Below are 17,326 nucleotides of genomic sequence, written 5' to 3'. Positions count from 1 at the left end.
GGCCCCCGCGACGGTCGCCGACCTCCGGGGGTCCCGTCGCCCGCGTGAAGCCGCGGGGGTCAGGTGCAGCCAGCGGAGGGCAAGCGGTAGTCCATTTCGCCGCGCAGCCGCGTGGACTTCTGGCGTTCCAGAGCACGGTTGGAGGGCGGCCGGAAGCGGTGGGTGCACTGTCGGGCCTGGGGGGCACGAGCGCAGGTCGGCAGCCCTACCGCTATTTCCTGCACCGATCCTCCTCGCGGGCCTGCTGGTCCGCTCCTGGCGCGTGGAGTTGCTGACTGATCTTTGTAGCGATCGTCTGTAGCCGGTGGGCGTCCAGGTAGCTGTCGCGGGAGGCGGCGCGGTCTGCCACATGCGCCCATCGGTTCAGCGCGGTGAGGGTGAGGGTCCATTGGGGTGGGGTCGGTGTGACGGTGACGGTCTGGCCCGGGTGGGGCCAGGCGGCGAATCTGGCGGGCTCGGTGGGCCAGTCGGGCAGTTGCGCCCATCCGGTCTCACGGATGCGGAGGGCCATCTCGGCGAGGCGGTCGTCGTCGGCGTCACAGGATGCTTCGTTGTCGAGCACTGCGTCGACCCGAAGCCAGTCGCTGACCGGCAGCGTCACCGGACGCGGGGGCTCCTGAAGTGCGTTCATATCGACATTCCTGCCCAGACGGTCTCCCACCGCCCGGCCCATTGGGCGAGCGGCGGGAGATCCATCAGGTGCGGTCATTGGCCGGCGCTGGCGCCTGGACCCGCCACGGGCTAGTTGGACGCAGAAGGGGTCGTTGTCGATGACCCGGTTCTGCTTGTAGAAGCCGGTGATGAACCCCGCTTGCTTGTTCTGCTGGTCGGCGGGGACGAAGGCCCAGCCGTGCTAGGTCGTGTCCGGTGGATCATGTGTTGATCCAGAGCAGTGCGGTGACCAGGACGATTGCTGCTCTGTAGTTGCGGGCGAGTTTGTCGAAGCGGGTGGCGATGCCGCGCCATTGCTTGAGGCGGCCGATGCAGCGTTCGACCACGTTGCGGCGCTTGTAGAGGCCCGGGTCGAGGACCGGTGGGCGCCCGCCACGTGAGCCGCGGCGGGCGCGTCCGGCCTTCTGGTCGGCGCGTTCGGGGATGGTCGCGGCGATTCCCCGGTCCCGCAGTGACCGGCGGATCGCGGCCGAACTGTAGGCCTTGTCGGCGATCACCCGGTCGGGCCGGCACCGAGGACGACCCGAACCGGGCCGCGGCACGGCGAGCTCCGCAAGGACGCAGGGGAAAGCGGTGCAATCGTTGACGTTGCCCGGCGTGAGCACGATCGACAAAGGCAGGCCGCGCCCGTCGACCGCCAGGTGGATCTTGGTGGTCAGCCCGCCCCGTGACCGCCCGAGTGCCTGCCCGGCAGCCGGTGATGCCCGGTTCGTCCCGCTGGCTTCCCCTTTTTGCGGGCTCCGGCAGCGTGCTGGTGCGCGCGCACGATGGTGGAGTCCACGCTAACGGTCCAGTCGATGCGGCCGACCGAGTCGTCGTGGACCTGCACGTGAGTCAAGATCGCATCGAAGGTGCCGTCGGCAGCCCACCGCCGGTACCGCTCATAGACGGTCTTCCAGTTGCCGTACCGCTCCGGCAGGTCCCGCCACGGCACACCGGTGGCCAACTTCCACAAGATCCCGTTCAACACCGTCCGGTGATCGACCCACCGGCCCCCGCGAGCGGGCTGCGCAGGCAACAACGGCTCGATCCGCCGCCACGCCGCATCGGTCAACTCATGCCGTCGCACCACGACACACCATCAACCCACACCCACCAGATCGCCCTCAGCAAAACACCAAGATCTACCGGACAGGCCCTAGAGGGCGGGCAGGGCGTTGCCGCTTTCCTTGGTGGAGCCGAAGGGGTATTCGTCGCAGGACCGGCCTGCCGGGCGGGTCCGGTGACACGGATGTTGCAGGCTTCCTCGCGGTTTTCGCGTTGCTCGGCCGGGTCGGCTTCGCGATGCAGCGCGAAGGCCGGTTTGCCGGGCACGCCGTAGCCGCCGCGGGCCTGGATGCCGCGGATGTTGGTGGCGATGTCGGGCAGCTGGGTCATGGTCGGGATATAGGCGGGGTTGACGCAGCCGGCCAGCAGGCCCTCGAACTCATCGTCGCAGCGGACCCTGATCTGCAGAACGCCGTGTCCCGGCTGGGTGGTGTCGGCATCGGGGACGCGCGGGGTGATGGTGACGGTCAGCTGCGGTTCGTGGTGGGAGGTGGTGGTGTCGGTGTAGGTGAAGGTGCCGCTGTAGCCGGCGCCGACGGCCATCAACCCGACAGGGAGCTGTTGGTGGCGCAGGGGTGGTCGCAGTCGGGCTCGAAGTCGGCGCCCGACCCCGCGGGCAGGCCTGAGGACTGGACCTGGATGGTCAGCTTCACGGTGAACGCCGCGGAGTTGGCCTTGGTGGTCAGCTCCAACATAGAGCGGTAGTCGACCTCTCCCTGGGGACGCCGTCGACCAACCACAGCACCCGGCCGGTGCGGGTCTCGCAGTCGGTGAACCACGTCATCGCAGGACAGGCAGCCGCGGTCTGGGCATGACCTCGGGGCGGCGCTGGAGCGTCCCAAATGGCCTTGGCCTGGCGGGTGTGCGCCAGGCGGGTGTGCCCATCGAGCCCGGCCGACTACTCAGACTTGGTGATGAAGAAGTGCGGTGGAGGCTGGCCGAGGGCGCGTTGGTGGAGGGCGTGGCGGGGCGGGGCGAGGCCGCCGAGGCTGCGGGAGAAAGCACGCCCAGCGTCAGCGTGACCAGCGCGAGCAGCACGGCCGTCCGGCGTACCCGCCCAGATCTTGTGGACAGGGAGCTGTGCATCGAACCCCTTCGAAATTGAAGTGACGCGGGGTGCGAGCACACTGTGTCATCGAGAAACTACTGAATCCAGAGGCGTGGCAGTCGCTCGCTGCTCTCCGAGCTCCTGCAAGCGCATGACGACGACGACGGCCGACGTCCAGATCCCTCTTCCCGACCGGGCCTTCGAGATATGGGACGAGGTCACACAAGCCTGGACCCGGATACCGGGGCGGTACAACGTCGAGATCGGCCACAGCATCGCCGACCTCCGGATCGCTGTCCCGTTGCAACTGCCTGAGCAGGACTGAGACGGCGGAGGCGCCGGAAGGATCTGCACGCCCGGCGCGGCGCCCGATCGACGCCACCACGAGGCCGACGACCGGAGCAAGCACGGCGCCGCCCGGTCCGATCCACCCCAGCGCCGCGCCGATAAGGCCCGGAGAGAAACGTGATAGGTGTCGCGATCGTTCTCCCCCAGGAGCTCGACCACCCAGAACAGGAGCGGGCTGGCGAACCACGACCCGGTCAGCCACGCGATGAGCCAGGCCGAGTCACGTCCCTCGGCCGCCGTGGGCAGCGTCGCGCCAGCCACGACGCGGGACTGATAGGAAACATCGGATACCACGCCACGCCACGATCATGAACGTCCGCTGCAGAGGCGCCGGAAGCCGGACATCGGCCAACCGAGCCGGACGCTGCCGTCGCCATCGAGGGCGCCGTGCGGCCGTCATGCTGGCGGCCGCAGCGGCCCGAGCGCAGGAAGTGGCAGAACAGCATGGCGGCCCGGCACGCCGGTGCGCCGCGCCGGACGCGGTTGTCTGTTTGAGCCGGGCGCGGCTAGGGTCGGCTCGTGAACGATCTCGGTCAGGTCCTCGCCCACCGGTACCGGTTGACGGGTCTGCTGGGACGGGGCGGCATGGGAGCCGTCTGGCGCGCCCATGACGGGCAGCTGGGGCGAGACGTCGCCGTCAAGGAACTCCGGCTCCCCGAGCATCTCAGCGCCGACCAGCGGCGGACCTGGATCGCGCGGCTGGACCGCGAGGCGCGCGCGGCCGCGCGGTTGAAGCACCCGGGCATCGTCACCGTCCATGATCTGGTGACCGGTGACGACGGACGCCCCTGGATCGTCCTGGAACTGGTGCACGGCGGGTCCTTGGACGACCTCCTCAAAGCCCGGGGGCCGCTCCCGCCCCAACAGGCCGCGAGGATCGGCCTGCAGATGCTCAACGCCCTTCAGGCGGCGCACCGGGCGGGCATCGCCCACCGCGACATCAAGCCGGCCAACGTCCTCCTGGAAGGCGACCGGGTCGTCCTGACCGACTTCGGCATCGCCGCCATCGACGGCGACGCCGCCCTGACCCGCTCCGGCGAGGTCATCGGGACCCCTGCCTTCATGTCGCCCGAGCAGGTACGCGGGCGTCCGGCCGGCGCCGAGACCGATCTCTGGTCGCTGGGCGCGACCCTTTACACCGCCGTGGAGGGCCGTCCCCCGTTCACAGGCACGAGCACCGGCGCGGTCTTCGTCGCCGTCGCGACCGAAGATCCCGCACCCGCCGCTCACGCGGGCCCCCTTGAGCCGGTCATCAGCGGTCTTCTCCGCAAGGACCCGGCCCAGCGGCTGACCGTCGACCGGCTCCAGGTGATGCTGGCCCAGCTCGCTTCCGGTCAGCCCGCACCCGCCGAACCGCCCCAGCGAACACCTGTCCAAGGGCCGCCACAGGGGGTCCCTCAGGCCCCGATGCCCGGGGCGCCGGCGAGGCGGCGCGCGAAACTCCTGTGGCCCGTGCTGATCGGCGCGGCACTGACAGCCGTCGCGGCCGCGGCGGTGCTCGCGTTCGTCATCCGTGGCGGCGCGGACTCCACCTACGAGAACAACTTGAGCATCGCCGAGAAGCTCGGGGCGCCCAGCGGCTACACCCGTACATCGGAGGAGAACGTCGGCGGTGGCAGGGCACAGGTCACCCTCACCGCCGCCCGCGCGTGCGGCGCAGCGTGCTCCGGCCCCGCCACGCCCACCGATCGAGCGACGTTCCAAGCCGTCCAGCAGTGGCTGCAGACCAAGCCCGGCGTCGCGGCCGTGAGCCCGTGCACGCTGGCCCCGGACGGCAGGAGCTGCACCATCGGGGTCCGCCCCGTCCACGTGCCGGGCGTCATCAGTGTCGAGGTCGTCCTCGACGACGGCAAGACGCTCCTGCGAATCGAGGTCGCCTGAGCCGCCTAGCCCGGACGGGCGCCAAGGCTCAGGCGGCGCGGCTGAAGCGAGAAAACAGGGTGGCGTTCGCCGCCGCGCTGGGCCGTCTATACTCCCGGACGACCTACTGGCGAACGCTTTACCGCTGCTCTGGCTCCGTAGTTGCGGAATCGGCCGACGCGCGTCGGCGGAGCCGGTCACGGCGCCGACGGGGCAGCAGGACCGGCTGTACCTGCAGGCCGCGCTGCTGGGAGTTTGTCTCCGGGGCATCGAGCCGCAAGGGCGGCCGGCCCGGGCAGGAGGCGGGGAGCGGGGTAGAAGTCGCGTGCCGGGAACGAGCAGGTGATGGCGTATCAGATCACGGACTTCAGGTTCATTCAGCGCGCGGACGTGGCCGGACAGCTCACTGATCACACCGTGCAGGCAGGCACTCGGCCCGGCTGACGAGCGGACTCAGCCACTCCCCGCGACGCGTCAGGCGATCCGCAGAAACTCGGCGACGACCGCGCCGGCGTCATTGACGACGTCGACAAGGTGGTGTCGCACCTTGCCGTCGGCGAGCGCGAGGCGCACGCCCCTCGCCGAGGGCAGCACGCGGGTGGTCAGGCCGCGCCGGTCCAGTTCGCGCTGGAGCTGGACGGCCTGAGCGATGCGGTACCGGGGTGCGGCGTGGGCGGCGTCGTAGTGGTGGATGAGGACGTGCCCGGGCGCAGCGCGGCGGCGATCGCCGGCACGTCGCGGGTCTCCAGGTGGCACGCCGCGGCCCGCTCAGGCGAGGGGCGCAGGTTAGTGGCGTCCGCGTGCGCGATCATTAGCGCCGGCTCGGGCGCGAGCACGGTGACGTCGTCGAGTAGGCCGGAGCCAAGATGGGTGTCGGAGGTGTACCAGATCGTGCCGACCGGGGTCTGGTAAGCCAGGCCGATCGCCGAGCGAGTGCGGCCTATCTCCTCGGTGTGCAGCGCCGGGGTGGCGTGGATCGTCAGGTCGCCGACCTTGACCGAGGGTTCGCCGTCCCCTTCGGTCCGGGGATGAGCGAGCGTGACCATGCCGGCCATGCCGTCGGCATGGTAGGGCGAGAATGCGCGGAACCGGTCGGCCACGGTCGGGTTGGCCACCAGCAGCTTGCGCCCGGTGGCCTCACCGGCCATGCCCTCCAGGCAGGGGATCAGGTCGCTGTAGTGGTCGGGGGGAGTGAGTGACGCAGATGGCGTCCCCGGGTCGGGGGCTGCGCGCCGACGGGGGGCGGCTGCGCGGGCCACACGCTGCGGCGTGCATGGCTAGATCGGCGGCGTCCGCCGCGGCCCTCCTCGACCAGGCACGGCACACATGCTGGTGTTTCACCAGCGCCGCCGTCATCACCGGAAAGAACTGAACAATAATTGTCGTACTCACCAGGAAGACTGCAGCTATCGGAATTGACTTCAGCCACACCGACACCCATTGGAGCTACAGTGGGTCCAGCCGGTTCCGCGAAGCACTTGCCGACATGAGGGCATCAACCTCCACGACATGGCGGCATTTCGAAGCGAAAAGGATCGGAGGCCAGATCAGTTTCCAGGGCCTCCACAGCGAGCCCGACTTTCGCTACGGTCCTTCCGGGAGTGGCTCGTCTGCCGTCAAGGTGCCCTCCCGCGGGCGAAGGCATGCACGCCCACTGCGGGGAGGCACTGTCGGTGGTGTTCATGGCCCCGGTGGGCCCTGTCATGGATGGCCCTCAACGCATGGTCAGTGCATCACTAGCTGCTCGGGAGCAAGCCTTGCGCAGATCGAATCTACCGCCGGATGAGCGAGCCGCCATCGGCAATCGACTCACGCGACTTTGCTGGCGCCTGATCATCTCGCCCTCATTCCCCCATTGATAGGGTTGATCTACCTCAGCGACAGGACGCACTCAGCATTCCTGCTTTGGCTTGGCCGAGGCGTCTGCCTTTGCGTCTTACTGCTTCTGGCGCTGAGTTTCGTCGCGGTCTGGGTCGGAGCATACGTTACGTATGACCCCGATGAATAACCCGGGTGATCCGCCTCATGGTTCCTGGGCGATGCCGCTACTGGTCGCGTTGGCGCTGGCAGAACGCCGCCACGGCAACCCGGACCGGCGAACCCGGCGCTGGTGTGGGCTGCGGGCGTACTGCCGGCGGGCGACATGCCGCTGTGGACACAGGCCAATTCCGAAACCCGCGCCGGGGATCTCGACGGTCGTGGTGAACATGCAGGTGCTGCTGGTACCGCTGCTGGCGCTGGTGGTCGACCGTGAGTCGCCGGGACGCCGGTTCGCCCTGGCGCTGCCGCTTCTGTTGGCCGGCCTCGTCCTGACCGCCGGGACGGTTCGGCGGGGAGATGGGCATCGATCCGCTCACCTGTGTACTGCACGCGGTTGGCCGCGGGCTGCTACTCGGGGTTCCTCTTCCTACTCCGGCGAACCGGCGAAGGCGGGCTGACCCGGCAGACCTACCTGCACATGATCGTCGCGGCCGCCGTCACGTCCCTGAGTTGTTCGACGCCGTCCTGGCCGACGCGGGCATGGTGCTCACCGAGGTGCTAATGCCACGGATGAGCTCAATCATGGAACATTGGGTGCAGACCTGCCGCCGCGAACTGCTGGACCGGACCCTGATCTGAAACCAGCGCCACCTGCTCCACACGCTGCGCGAGTTCCAAACCTTCTACAACGAGCACCGGCCGCACCGGAGCATTGCCAACGCCCGCCCGTGCACTCCGCTGCCCTCACCGATCACCGACCCCGACCAGATCGCCGATCTGAACGTACAAAGACACCAACGTCTCGGTGGAATCCTCAACCAGTACCGGCATGCCGAATGACCTGCATGGATGGGGTTTTCGGCATGAGCAACGTCCGACAGATCCTCGGTCACGAAGGTGCCCAGCATCTGCACCGCGCCCCACTGCGCCGCCCACCCCAACCGATTCGCCAGCGCCCGCTTCGATCGAGCGTCAACGCACGCTCATCCAGCCGGAAGGACATCTCCGGCTCACCCGTCGGCGGCTCCACTGCACACCGCCTGTACCTGGCCACCTGCTGATCAAATAGGGAATCCACTGGCATACCCGGCAACGTAGAAGCCGCGACCAGCCCAAACGAGCCAAGTGATCAAACCGAAGCGAAGATTCAGTCGTTGTCGCTACTGGCCGGACGAGCTGCACGCCAGCACGACCGATCGACATGGCCGACACGTTGTAGGGTGAACCAACACACAACGGAAGACGGCGGTACACCTTGCCCTTGGGTAAGGCGTCAGCCTCACCGGATCTGGCCAGGGCGTAGCCGATCAACGTGTTGGTCCGTCGCCCGGTACTTGCGGTTCGGGTGAACGCGCTGACTCTTTGCTGGTGGTGGGTGCCAAGCCCGCTACTGGACCTCACCCGGGGATGAATGGAATCCCCTGGCTCGCCACGGAGGCTGGACCAGCGATGACCGAGGGCAGCGAACCGCGTACCCACCCGCCCGCCACATCGCAGGTGGAGACCGTCGGGTCGCGGACGGTCGGCAAACCGGCGGCTAGGCGGGGGGGATGGTGGCGGCTGCGCGTGATCCTGACGGCATTGATCGCCGTCGCTCTGGCGTCCTGGGGTGTGCCGCACCTCCGGGCGGTGTTCGATGACGGCATGCGGGGGCCGTACGGGCGGTTCCCTCAGCCGGTGGCGGCGCAGCCGCCCGTGCACTCGGCGAACCGGGTGGCCTCCGCCCCCCGGGACACGGTGATCTACAGCGGGCTCGCGATCATGCCCGCCGGTGACGGCGTACGCGCCGTCGACATCGTCACGGGCAAGGTCTACTGGCGCTACACCAAGAGCAAGTCGGCGCCGGTGGGGGTCGATCGCTCGACGGGCGAGGTCTTCCTCCGGTCGACGAGCGGCGACCTGGTGAAGATCACCATTCGTTCAGGCAAGATCCGATGGTCGCGGAAGATGCCCGACATCGATTCCGAGAACTCCATCTCCACGGTGCCGGACGCCGACACGGCGACGCTGGCGTTGATGGGCAGCGACGGAATCGCCGGGATCTCCCGCGCGACCGGAAAGACCCGCTGGAAGCAGAAATGGCCCGACACTTGCCCCTACGAGAGCATCTTCGCCCGTGTGGCCGTGTTGCCGGGCACCCTCGTCGTCGCCTGTAACGACTATGACGCACCGGACAAAGCAGTCGTCGGATTCGACCCGGCGACCGGAGCCACACGGTGGGCGCTGCACGCCTCACAGCTGTTCGGGCCGCCGCGCTCCGGCACCATGGTCGATGCCGTCGGAGTTGTCAACGGCCGGTTGGCCGTGGCGGCCGGCGACATGACCGACATTCTCGACCCGGCGACCGGCCGAATCGTGACGAAACGGCGCTGGAAGGACCGGTACGCGGCCGCCTTGGACGACGGACTCCAGGTCAGCCTCTGCAAGGATAAGAAAGGCGACGCCATCTGCGGGATCGATCCGGCCGCCGGCAGGGAGCTGTGGCGCACCCCGATTCCCGATTCCGGCCACCTTCCCCAGGCCAACGAGAGCCTCGCCGTGGCCGACGGCCGGGTCTACATCGTGTCCTTCGTTTCCAAAAACGAAAGCTTTGAGCTCGTCGTCTTGGACGGCCGGACCGGCAGGATCCTCGGCCGCAACCCGACCGGCGAAGAAAACTTCATCTATGGACCTGTCACCGACGGCATCGTCGTCATCGGCGTCACCACCGACAACCTGTACGCCGAGCGCCCCGATATTCAGAGCCCGCGCAGACTCCCATGAAGAAGCAGTTTTCGAACCCCCTGCAAAGGCTGATTAGCCTCGCAGGGGGTGAACATGACCGCTCCTGGCGAGCTGCGCGGCAGCGAACTCGACCACCTCCGCCGGCACCTTCAACGGAATGTCCGGCAGGAACGTGCCCAGCATCCGGACCGTGCCGCCGCGAGAACGCACCCAAGCCGGACCATCGACGGACTCGCTCCGGACCCGGGCCGAACCCGGGCGCGATGTGCTGCACGCATGACAGCACTCCTCGCACAGGACACTGCCCCGCTGCTGGTCGCTGCGCTGAACGCGGCCATCGGCAGGCGCAGGGTCGTCGGCAGGCACGATCTTGGTCTGGCCGCAGAACGAGGCGCAGCACACAGAACTCCCCCAAGGATCCTCGGGCGCACATGCGGCGCCGGATCCCCTGGTTATAGCCAGGTGCGGCGGACCACGCACGGTGATCAAGGAACGGTCGGTGTTTACCCGCATTTGGCTCCGGCATCCGCGCCCTTAACGGTCCGCCTCCCCCGCGCCGAGCATGGCCCCGTTCGCCGCGCGGGCCGGGGACCGCAACGACTCCGATCCCCGGGCGTGCAGTCGGCGGTCGACTGCAGCAACGCCGATACCGCCAGGAGCCGCGCGACCAACGCTGCCCCCGACACCTGGAAGGCCCGGCGCGAACGTAAACAACGTCGTCCAGGACGTACACCTCGCTGTAGCGCCGGATCCGCCGTTGCAGCGGTTGGGCAGGCGGGCGAGGAGGCGCCAGCCTGGGCGCGGTCGGCGCTGACGACGGGCAGGTGCTCGGTGATCAACTCGGCCACCAGGCGCACGTCGTCATCGTCGCTCAACAGCCGCGCCTTTACGGGCCACACTCACGGAACCCGGATGCGGCGGGTGTGGTGCTCGATGACCGCCGGCAGGTACATCCGCGCACCCGCGAACGTGACGGTCTCCAGGAAGTCCGCAGGGGACGCGCTGAGACGTCGAATGCCTCGCTGACCGACGCAACAACGTAACCAAGGTGAGGAACACGCTGCGAGACCCTCATCCCCAACAAACGCTCTGCAGCAGGACCTCGCGGGTGAGCATCCGGATTCGCACGAGTGAAGGGCGAGGCCTCGCGGCCTCGCCCTTCACTCGTGCGGCCGAGACGGGTTTTACAACCGAAGGCTAATGCACCGGACCGCGAACATTCATTACAAGTGTGATCTGTACACAGCGTTCGGTGCCTGAGCTATTTGATCCAGAGTTGGGTGGTAAAGGCCTGGTCCCAGCAGATGTATTTCCAGCCCTCACGCTCGTACTGCTGGCCCGCATCCACGCACTCGAAACGGCTCGCATAGTTATCGACCAGCGTCCACCCTGGGCCCGGCCCAAATTTCGAGGAGCCGCCGATCTGCGGTGTGGCCGCCTGGGCGGCCGTACTCAGTCCGCCGACCGCCAGGATGGTGAGCCCGGCACTCACGGCTGCTTTGCGTAGTCGCATCTGTGTCTTCCTTTCCCGATGAGGGGTGTTGGACTCGGCTCGCGTCAGTCGTTCCACCACTCAATCTGCTGGAGAGCTGTTCAGCAGGTGAGTCTATTGAGGTTTCTCGCCGTGATCGATTCGGACACCGGCGAGGCGGGTGGCGGTTACGGCGAGGCGTTTCGGGCCAGGCCGCTCAGCGGTGACCTCGGCCAGCCAGCGGCGGGCGAGTTCGCCGGTGCGGTCGGGGTCGGTGTTGCACTAGACAAGAAGTAGAGCAGGCATTGGAGGAGCGCCGCGCGTCGCACGCGCTGGTCGGAAGCGATGCGGCGATCAGGCATTGGGCCCAGAGCGTGGGTATCAAGGTCCCACGGGAGGGGCCGCTGCCGGTCATCGTCGTCGAGTAGTACGAGGCCTCCCACGGCGCCGGCTACCACTGGGGAAGCATAACGAGCCACGATGGATCCGCGCGCTCAGGGTGCCTCGGGCCTCATGGCGTGGTCATGGACGTCCGGATCAGGTGCTCTTCCGAGGTGCTCGCAGCATCATGAGCGGTCACAGGCATTCAGCTCCTTGATCAAGGACTCCGAGGACATGGAGTAGTCGGGTTTGGTTGTCCGGTGCTGGCGGCTGAGGTCCTCGATCTCGTCGTGGTGAGCCTCTAGGACGGCCAGGAAGGCTTGGACCATGTCTGGATCCGTTGGGCCGCCCGCGCACTCTCGGAGTACTTCCACAGCTTCGGGGATGGTCCGCGCCAAGGGGGCGCACCGTGTGGTGATCATGGCGTCGAAGGCGTCGACCACGGCGACCATGCGAGCGACTTGGGGGATGTCGGTGCCGGCCAGGCCTTGCAGGTAGCCGCTGCCGTCGAAGCGCTCGTGGTGGTGCAGGATTCCGGTGATCGTGTCGCGTGCGAGCAGACCGGCGCTTTTGTGGAGATAGCGGGGTCTTGCTCATTTGGGTTGCCGTGCTCTGCTGGCGCTCAGGTAGGGCGCCGTCCCAAGTAGTTCGGCAGTGTCGGCGCGGATCGGCGCTACGCCAGGCGGTTAGTGCACGATCGGCGGCGAGGCCCCACGCGGCGCGGTGGCCGGTGCCGATGAAGTCGCGGCCCGCAGTGCGTGGCCGGTCGGTCGTGCCATCGGCGAAGGCGGTGAACTTGGCGGTGACCGCGATCGCGTGATTGATGACGTCGCCGACGCTCCAGCCGGGATTGACGGTGGCGAGCGCCAGATCAGCCGTATCGATCCCATCAAGGAGTACGTGCCAGGACCGTAGAGCGTCGGCGAGTGCTCGCACGGTCGGATGGTCGTCCATCTGCCCACGGTAGGGCGTGCCCGTCGAGCCCGGCGCTCTGGCGCCGTAGGTGCTCGTGGACCTCTTGGAGTTGAGCCCATCGGAGAGCGAACTCAGCGGGGAGCCACGGGAGCCAGAGCGGGGAGCCAACGTGCTCGAACCTCTTACGATCTCCTTCGACCTGATCAGTCCATCACTGCAGGAAGAAGGCTTCCCGATCGACTCCCCCGATGTGATCGGACGCCTCGGCTTTTACCCGTGAGGTAATGGACGGCGCGCGGGTGTGATCGTGAAGGTGGGCCGGGTAGGTTCCGGCGCCCTGAGGAGGACCCATGACCACCGGGCTCACCCCCGACCAGATCACCGACGCCATGCCGTTCGCCCGCGCGCTCGGCGTGGAGATCGACGCGGCCGCTCCCGAGGAGGTCACGGGCCGCCTCGACTGGGCGGCGGACCGCTGCACGGCCGGCGGGCTGATGCACGGCGGGGCGCTGATGGCGCTCGCCGACACGCTCGGCGCGGCCTGCGCCTTCCTCAACCTGCCGCCGGGCGCGTCCACGACGACGCTGGAGTCCAAGACCAACTTCTTCAGGGGCGTGAAGGAGGGCAGCGTCCGGGGCGTCTCGCACCCGCTGCACACGGGCCGGACGTCCATCGTGGTGCAGACCGACCTCTACGATGGCACCGGCCGCCGTGTCGCCCAGGTGACCCAGACCCAAGCCGTTCTGCGGACGTGACCACGGCCCGGCGCCTTTACGTTGTAGATTTTTTAGCGACGTGCTCGTCGAAGAAGGCGAAGATGCGCTCCCAGGCGACGGGCGCGTTCTCGCGGCCCCGGCCCAGGCCGAACGCGATCTTCGTGACCGGCCCGAGGAGGCCCGGCGCCTCGGTGTCGGTGAGGAAGCCGTGGCCGCTGCCGGGGTACTCCCGCACGTCGTGCGGGACTCCCCCGGCGGTCAGGGCCCGGTCCAGCTTGGCCGCGGCGCCGCGGAGGGTCGGGTCCGCGCCGCCGTAGCTGGCGATGATCGGGCACGCCTCCCGCAGCGCCTCCTCCGGCCTCCTCGGCAGCATGCCGTAGTTGACCGCCGCCGCCTGGAAGTCGTACTTCGCCGCGGCCACCAGCGCGAACCCGCCCCCCATGCAGAAGCCGCACACGCCCACGTCGCCGGTGCAGTCGCCGCGCGCGGCCAGCCACGCGCGCGCCGCCTCGACCGCGTCGTAGGTGGGGCCGCGCCCGGCGCGCATCTCCCCCAGCGCCTTGCGGACGCACCGCACCCACGGCGCGCCGTCGTAGAAGTCGGGCAGGACGGCCAGGTAGCCGCGGGAGGCGAACCGGTCGGCCTGCGCGCGCATGTCAGGGGTGGCGCCGAACGCCTCGAACACGATGACGACGGCGGGCCACGGCCCCTCGCCCTCGGGGACGGCGAGGTACCCGGGCAGCTCGCGGGCGCCGGCGGGAATCACGATGTCCGACATGCCGCCCCATCCTGCCGGAGGCGTACGTCGTACGTACAGGCCCACGCGGGCGCCGGCTCAGCGCCCCGGGGCGGTCGTCAGACCTTGCGCCACTTCGGGATCCAGGCGCCGTCCTCGACCTCGTAGTCCCCGAACAGGTCGGGCGCCTCCGTGCGCATGAGCTCGCCGATCTTGCCGAAGAGCAGGCGGATCTCCTCCTCGGCGCCGGGCGCGGTCCGGTTCTCCAGGGTGTGCCGCAGGCTGCGGACGTTCGCCGTCCAGACCAGGCCCGTGCCGAGGCCCTCGGGGGCGAAGCGGCGCATGAAGGAGGTCTTGTGCTTCTTCTCCTTGAAGGGGACGCCCTCCTCGTCCAGCCCGAAGTGCTCGGTCATCCACCCCTGGAACTCCTCCATCTGCTCCAGCATCGCGGTGGCGCGCTTCATCAGCTCGGCGTCCTCGCGGGCCCACTCGGGGAACCAGAAGGGGATGTCCGTGAGCCGGACGTACCGCAGCGACTCCTGCGAGATCGCGACGCCGGGGCGGTGGCGCACGAGCTCGTGGGTCAGCACGCGGCTGACGTTGTGCAGCACGAAGCTGAAGCTCACGTGCTCCAGCACCGAGCCGTGCAGGCTGCGGAGGATGTTCTCCAGGTAGGCGGACGAGTCGGTGCGGACCTTGGTCACGTTGGGGTTGAGGCCCGGCTCCCAGGACCGGTAGCAGAGCCGGCCGGCGAACTCCGCGAGGGCCTGGGGGTCGTTCAGCTCGCCGTCGAGGTCGCCCCGGTCGAGGCGCTCCAGCCAGCTCTCGCCGCCGACCTCCCGCAGGTACCGGGCGACCTCGCCGTAGTCCAGTTCGGGCCGCGCAACGAGGAACACCTCAGGCTCGACGCTCTTCACTTCGTATCCCCCTACGGGCCGGTTCCATCGCCCTATAGGAAACCACCCCGCCGGAGGCGCCGCGACCCGGGTGCCCGGCACCGCGTGTAATGGGCGTCCCGGGACGACGCTCATGTGGTTATGTCGGACACTGGAGAGGTTTCACCTGCTACGGGGGGTCGAGGATGGTCGAGGAGGGCTCGGGGCCGGCCGGGCTGACGGTGCTGGGGGCGTGCCCGCTGGACTGCCCGGACGGCTGCTCGTGGGCGGTGACCGTCCGGGACGGGAAGGCGGTGCGGCTGCGCGGCAACCCGGACCATCCGTACACGCGCGGGGCGCTGTGCACCAAGGTGAACCGGTGGCTCGAACGCGCGGAGCAGCCCGACCGGATCCTGTACCCGATGCGCCGCGCCGGCGCGAAGGGCGAGGGGCGGTTCGAGCGGATCACCTGGGACGAGGCGCTGGACGAGATCGCCGGGCGGCTGCGCGGCGTGATCGCCGAGCACGGCGGCGAGGCCGTCTGGCCCTACTGGGGGACGGGCACGCTCGGCTACCTGCAGGGCTGCGAGGGCTTCGGCGGGCGCCGGTTCTTCAACGCGCTGGGCGCGTCGGCGCACGCCGTCGACATCTGCTCGGCGGCCGGGGCGGCCGGGATGGAGGCCGCGATCGACTCCGCGGGCGGCATGGACCCGCAGGACCTGGCGCACGCGCGGCTGATCCTGCTGTGGGGGACGAACCCGCTGACCAGCGGGCACCACGTGTGGAAGTTCGTCCAGGACGCGCGCAGGGCGGGGGCGCGCCTGGTGGCGATCGACCCGGTCCGGACGCGGACGGCGCAGCAGGCAGACGAGCACCTTGCCCCGCTGCCCGGCACGGACGCGGCGCTCGCGCTGGGGCTGCTGAACGTGATCGTGGGCCTCGGCGCGCAGGACGAGGAGTTCCTGCGGGACCACACGCAGGGGTGGGAGGAGTTCCGGGAGCGGATCGCGGAGTTCCCGCCGGAGCGGGCCGCGGAGATCACCGGCGTCCCGGCGGCGGACCTCGCCGCGCTGGGCGAGCGGATCGCGCGGACCCGTCCCACCGCCATCCGGGCGACGCAGGGCCTCCAGCGGCACTCCGGCGGCGGGGCGGCGCTCCGGGTGCTGGCCGGCATCCCGGCGGTCACCGGGGACTGGCGGCTGCACGGCGGCGGCCTCGCGTTCTCGACGTCGGGGCACGTCAAGCTGAACAAGGCGGCGCTCTACCGGGACGACCTCCGTCCGGGGCCGGTGCGGACCCTGTCGATGAGCCGGCTCGGCGAGGGGCTGCTGGACGTCCAGGACCCGCCGGTGAAGGCGCTGTTCGTGATCGCGGCGAACCCGGCGGGCAGCACGCCGCACCAGGACAGGGTGCGGCGGGGCCTCGGGCGCGAGGACCTGTTCACGGTGGTGCTGGAGCAGTTCCCGACCGACACCGTGGACTACGCCGACATCGTGCTCCCGGCGACGGCGCAGCACGAGCACGCCGACCTGCACGAGGGCTACGGCCACCTGTACCTGACCTGGAACGAGCCGGCGGTCGCGCCGCCCGGCGAGTGCCTGCCGACGTCGGAGACGTTCCGGCGGCTCGCGCGGCGGATGGGCGTCGAGGAGCCGGCCGTGTACGACTCCGACGAGCGGCTCGCCGAGCAGCTCCTGGCCTCCGACCACCCGTGGATGGCGGGCATCACGCTGGACCGGCTGCGTGAGGAGGGGTTCGTGCGGATGGCCGTGCCGGACCCGTTCGTCCCGTACGCCGACGGGTTCCCGACGCCGTCGGGGCGGCTGGAGTTCCGGTCGGCGCGGGCGGCCGCGGCCGGGGCGGACCCGCTGGCCGGGTACGTCCCGCCGGTCGAGGTCGCCGATCCGGAGCGGGCGCGGCGCTACCCGTTCGCGCTGGTCTCGGCGGCGTCGCACGAGTTCCTGAACACCCAGTTCGCGAACAACCCGGAGCTGCGGCGCCGGGCGGGCGGCCCGGCCGTGCGGGTCCATCCGGACGACGCGGCGGCGCGGGGCCTGGCGGACGGGCAGCGGGTCCGGGTCGGCAACGACCGCGGCTCGTTCGAGGCCGTCCTGCGGGTGACCGACCAGATCAGGCCCGGTGTCGCGGCGACCTCGAAGGGGCACTGGCCGAAGTTCGCCGGCGGCTCGAACGCCAACGCGGTGGTGGACGAGCGCGCCACCGACCTCGGCGGCGGCCCGGTGTTCCACGACACCCGCGTCGAGATCACCGCTGCCGGCTGATCCCGATACGGTATGCGCCGTACGGAGGGATCGATGACGTTTCAGGCCATGCTCGACCGCGCCCGCAAGTACGAGCGGCAGGGCCGCCCGGAGGAGGCCGCGGGGGCGTACGCGTCCGCCGCGCAGGACGCCGAGGCGCGCGGGGACCGGGCGTCGGCCGTCGCCGTCCGGGCCCGGCAGGCGCGCGCGCTGGCCGGGGCGGGCCGGGTGGACGAGGCGCTGCGGGTGCTGGACGGCGCCGAGCGGGCGGCCTCGGCGCTGCCCGGCGGGC

The 17,326-nt window shown here is 69.6% G+C and carries 17 protein-coding genes and 1 pseudogene; 9 read left to right on the top strand and 9 right to left on the bottom strand.

Features of this window, described 5'->3' with window-relative positions; translation table 11 throughout:
- Positions 1-211: 211 nt before the first annotated feature.
- From amrb99_RS34150 to amrb99_RS34135, 4 genes are all read right to left on the bottom strand, one after another.
- Positions 212-631: a hypothetical protein gene (locus tag amrb99_RS34150; protein WP_206700206.1), complete on the bottom strand. Its 420-nt coding sequence runs from the start codon at positions 629-631 to the stop codon at positions 212-214.
- Between the two features lie 241 nt (positions 632-872).
- Positions 873-1,744 (bottom strand): IS5 family transposase gene (locus tag amrb99_RS34145; RefSeq protein WP_347256967.1). Its coding sequence is split into 2 segments (ribosomal slippage): positions 873-1,394 and positions 1,397-1,744, totalling 870 coding nucleotides; the frame shifts between segments, so codons are not numbered across the junction.
- Entirely contained in the window at positions 1,723-2,262 is a 540-nt protein-coding gene (locus tag amrb99_RS51660; RefSeq protein WP_241756190.1) for a hypothetical protein, read from the bottom strand. The genes amrb99_RS34145 and amrb99_RS51660 overlap by 22 nt, the downstream gene beginning before the upstream one ends.
- Positions 2,262-2,414: a hypothetical protein gene (locus tag amrb99_RS34135; protein ID WP_190864018.1), complete on the bottom strand. Its 153-nt coding sequence runs from the start codon at positions 2,412-2,414 to the stop codon at positions 2,262-2,264. The genes amrb99_RS51660 and amrb99_RS34135 overlap by 1 nt, the downstream gene beginning before the upstream one ends.
- 504 nt (positions 2,415-2,918) lie before the next feature.
- On the opposite strand from amrb99_RS34135, the gene amrb99_RS34130 reads away from it, so the two are divergent.
- Positions 2,919-3,092, top strand: coding sequence for a fibronectin type III-like domain-contianing protein (locus amrb99_RS34130; protein WP_190864016.1), 174 nt, complete (start codon positions 2,919-2,921; stop codon positions 3,090-3,092).
- Positions 3,093-3,634: 542 nt separating this feature from the next.
- Positions 3,635-4,996, top strand: coding sequence for a serine/threonine-protein kinase (locus tag amrb99_RS34125; protein ID WP_206700205.1), 1,362 nt, complete (start codon positions 3,635-3,637; stop codon positions 4,994-4,996).
- A gap of 581 nt (positions 4,997-5,577) precedes the next feature.
- Here the strand turns inward: amrb99_RS34125 and amrb99_RS34120 are convergent.
- Positions 5,578-6,234, bottom strand: a complete 657-nt coding sequence (locus amrb99_RS34120) for an MBL fold metallo-hydrolase (RefSeq protein ID WP_347256966.1) — start codon at positions 6,232-6,234, stop codon at positions 5,578-5,580.
- A gap of 1,231 nt (positions 6,235-7,465) precedes the next feature.
- Between amrb99_RS34120 and amrb99_RS52710 the strand changes: the two genes are divergently transcribed.
- The gene (locus amrb99_RS52710) at positions 7,466-7,594 is read left to right on the top strand and encodes a hypothetical protein (protein WP_277820127.1); all 129 of its coding nucleotides are present in this window, start codon (positions 7,466-7,468) and stop codon (positions 7,592-7,594) included.
- Between the two features lie 810 nt (positions 7,595-8,404).
- Positions 8,405-9,718 (top strand): PQQ-binding-like beta-propeller repeat protein, encoded by a 1,314-nt coding sequence (locus amrb99_RS34110; RefSeq protein WP_190864012.1) that lies wholly within the window; start codon positions 8,405-8,407, stop codon positions 9,716-9,718.
- Between the two features lie 1,222 nt (positions 9,719-10,940).
- Here the strand turns inward: amrb99_RS34110 and amrb99_RS34105 are convergent.
- The gene (locus amrb99_RS34105) at positions 10,941-11,192 is read right to left on the bottom strand and encodes a hypothetical protein (RefSeq protein ID WP_190864010.1); all 252 of its coding nucleotides are present in this window, start codon (positions 11,190-11,192) and stop codon (positions 10,941-10,943) included.
- A 111-nt stretch (positions 11,193-11,303) separates the two neighbouring features.
- On the opposite strand from amrb99_RS34105, the gene amrb99_RS34100 reads away from it, so the two are divergent.
- On the top strand, positions 11,304-11,447 hold the full coding sequence (locus amrb99_RS34100) for a hypothetical protein (protein WP_190864008.1): 144 nt from the start codon (positions 11,304-11,306) through the stop codon (positions 11,445-11,447).
- Between the two features lie 269 nt (positions 11,448-11,716).
- Here amrb99_RS34100 and amrb99_RS34095 read toward each other — a convergent pair whose 3' ends face one another.
- Positions 11,717-12,061: an HD domain-containing phosphohydrolase gene (locus amrb99_RS34095; protein WP_347256968.1), complete on the bottom strand. Its 345-nt coding sequence runs from the start codon at positions 12,059-12,061 to the stop codon at positions 11,717-11,719.
- A 193-nt stretch (positions 12,062-12,254) separates the two neighbouring features.
- Between amrb99_RS34095 and amrb99_RS50240 the strand changes: the two genes are divergently transcribed.
- A complete protein-coding gene (locus tag amrb99_RS50240) occupies positions 12,255-12,446 on the top strand; it encodes a hypothetical protein (protein ID WP_206700217.1) in 192 nt (63 codons plus the stop codon).
- A gap of 350 nt (positions 12,447-12,796) precedes the next feature.
- Positions 12,797-13,201 carry a PaaI family thioesterase gene (locus amrb99_RS34085; protein ID WP_190864005.1) on the top strand — a complete coding sequence of 135 codons (405 nt, stop codon included), beginning with the start codon at positions 12,797-12,799 and terminating at the stop codon, positions 13,199-13,201.
- Between the two features lie 16 nt (positions 13,202-13,217).
- On the opposite strand, the gene amrb99_RS34080 is transcribed toward amrb99_RS34085, so the two are convergent.
- Together amrb99_RS34080 and thyX are read right to left on the bottom strand one after the other, a co-directional pair.
- A complete protein-coding gene (locus amrb99_RS34080) occupies positions 13,218-13,940 on the bottom strand; it encodes a dienelactone hydrolase family protein (protein ID WP_190864003.1) in 723 nt (240 codons plus the stop codon).
- Positions 13,941-14,017: 77 nt separating this feature from the next.
- Positions 14,018-14,815, bottom strand: a complete 798-nt coding sequence (gene thyX, locus amrb99_RS34075) for an FAD-dependent thymidylate synthase (RefSeq protein ID WP_190864001.1) — start codon at positions 14,813-14,815, stop codon at positions 14,018-14,020.
- Between the two features lie 164 nt (positions 14,816-14,979).
- On the opposite strand from thyX, the gene amrb99_RS34070 reads away from it, so the two are divergent.
- Together amrb99_RS34070 and amrb99_RS34065 are read left to right on the top strand one after the other, a co-directional pair.
- Complete coding sequence (locus amrb99_RS34070; RefSeq protein WP_190863998.1) at positions 14,980-17,055, top strand: molybdopterin oxidoreductase family protein; 2,076 nt, start codon at positions 14,980-14,982, stop codon at positions 17,053-17,055.
- Between the two features lie 33 nt (positions 17,056-17,088).
- Positions 17,089-17,326, top strand: a pseudogene (locus amrb99_RS34065) (hypothetical protein); the annotation flags it as partial.

The organism is Actinomadura sp. RB99 (assembly GCF_014706005.1).
Classification (GTDB): Bacteria; Actinomycetota; Actinomycetes; order Streptosporangiales; family Streptosporangiaceae; genus Spirillospora.
This window is presented reverse-complemented; position numbering and strand designations above follow the sequence as displayed.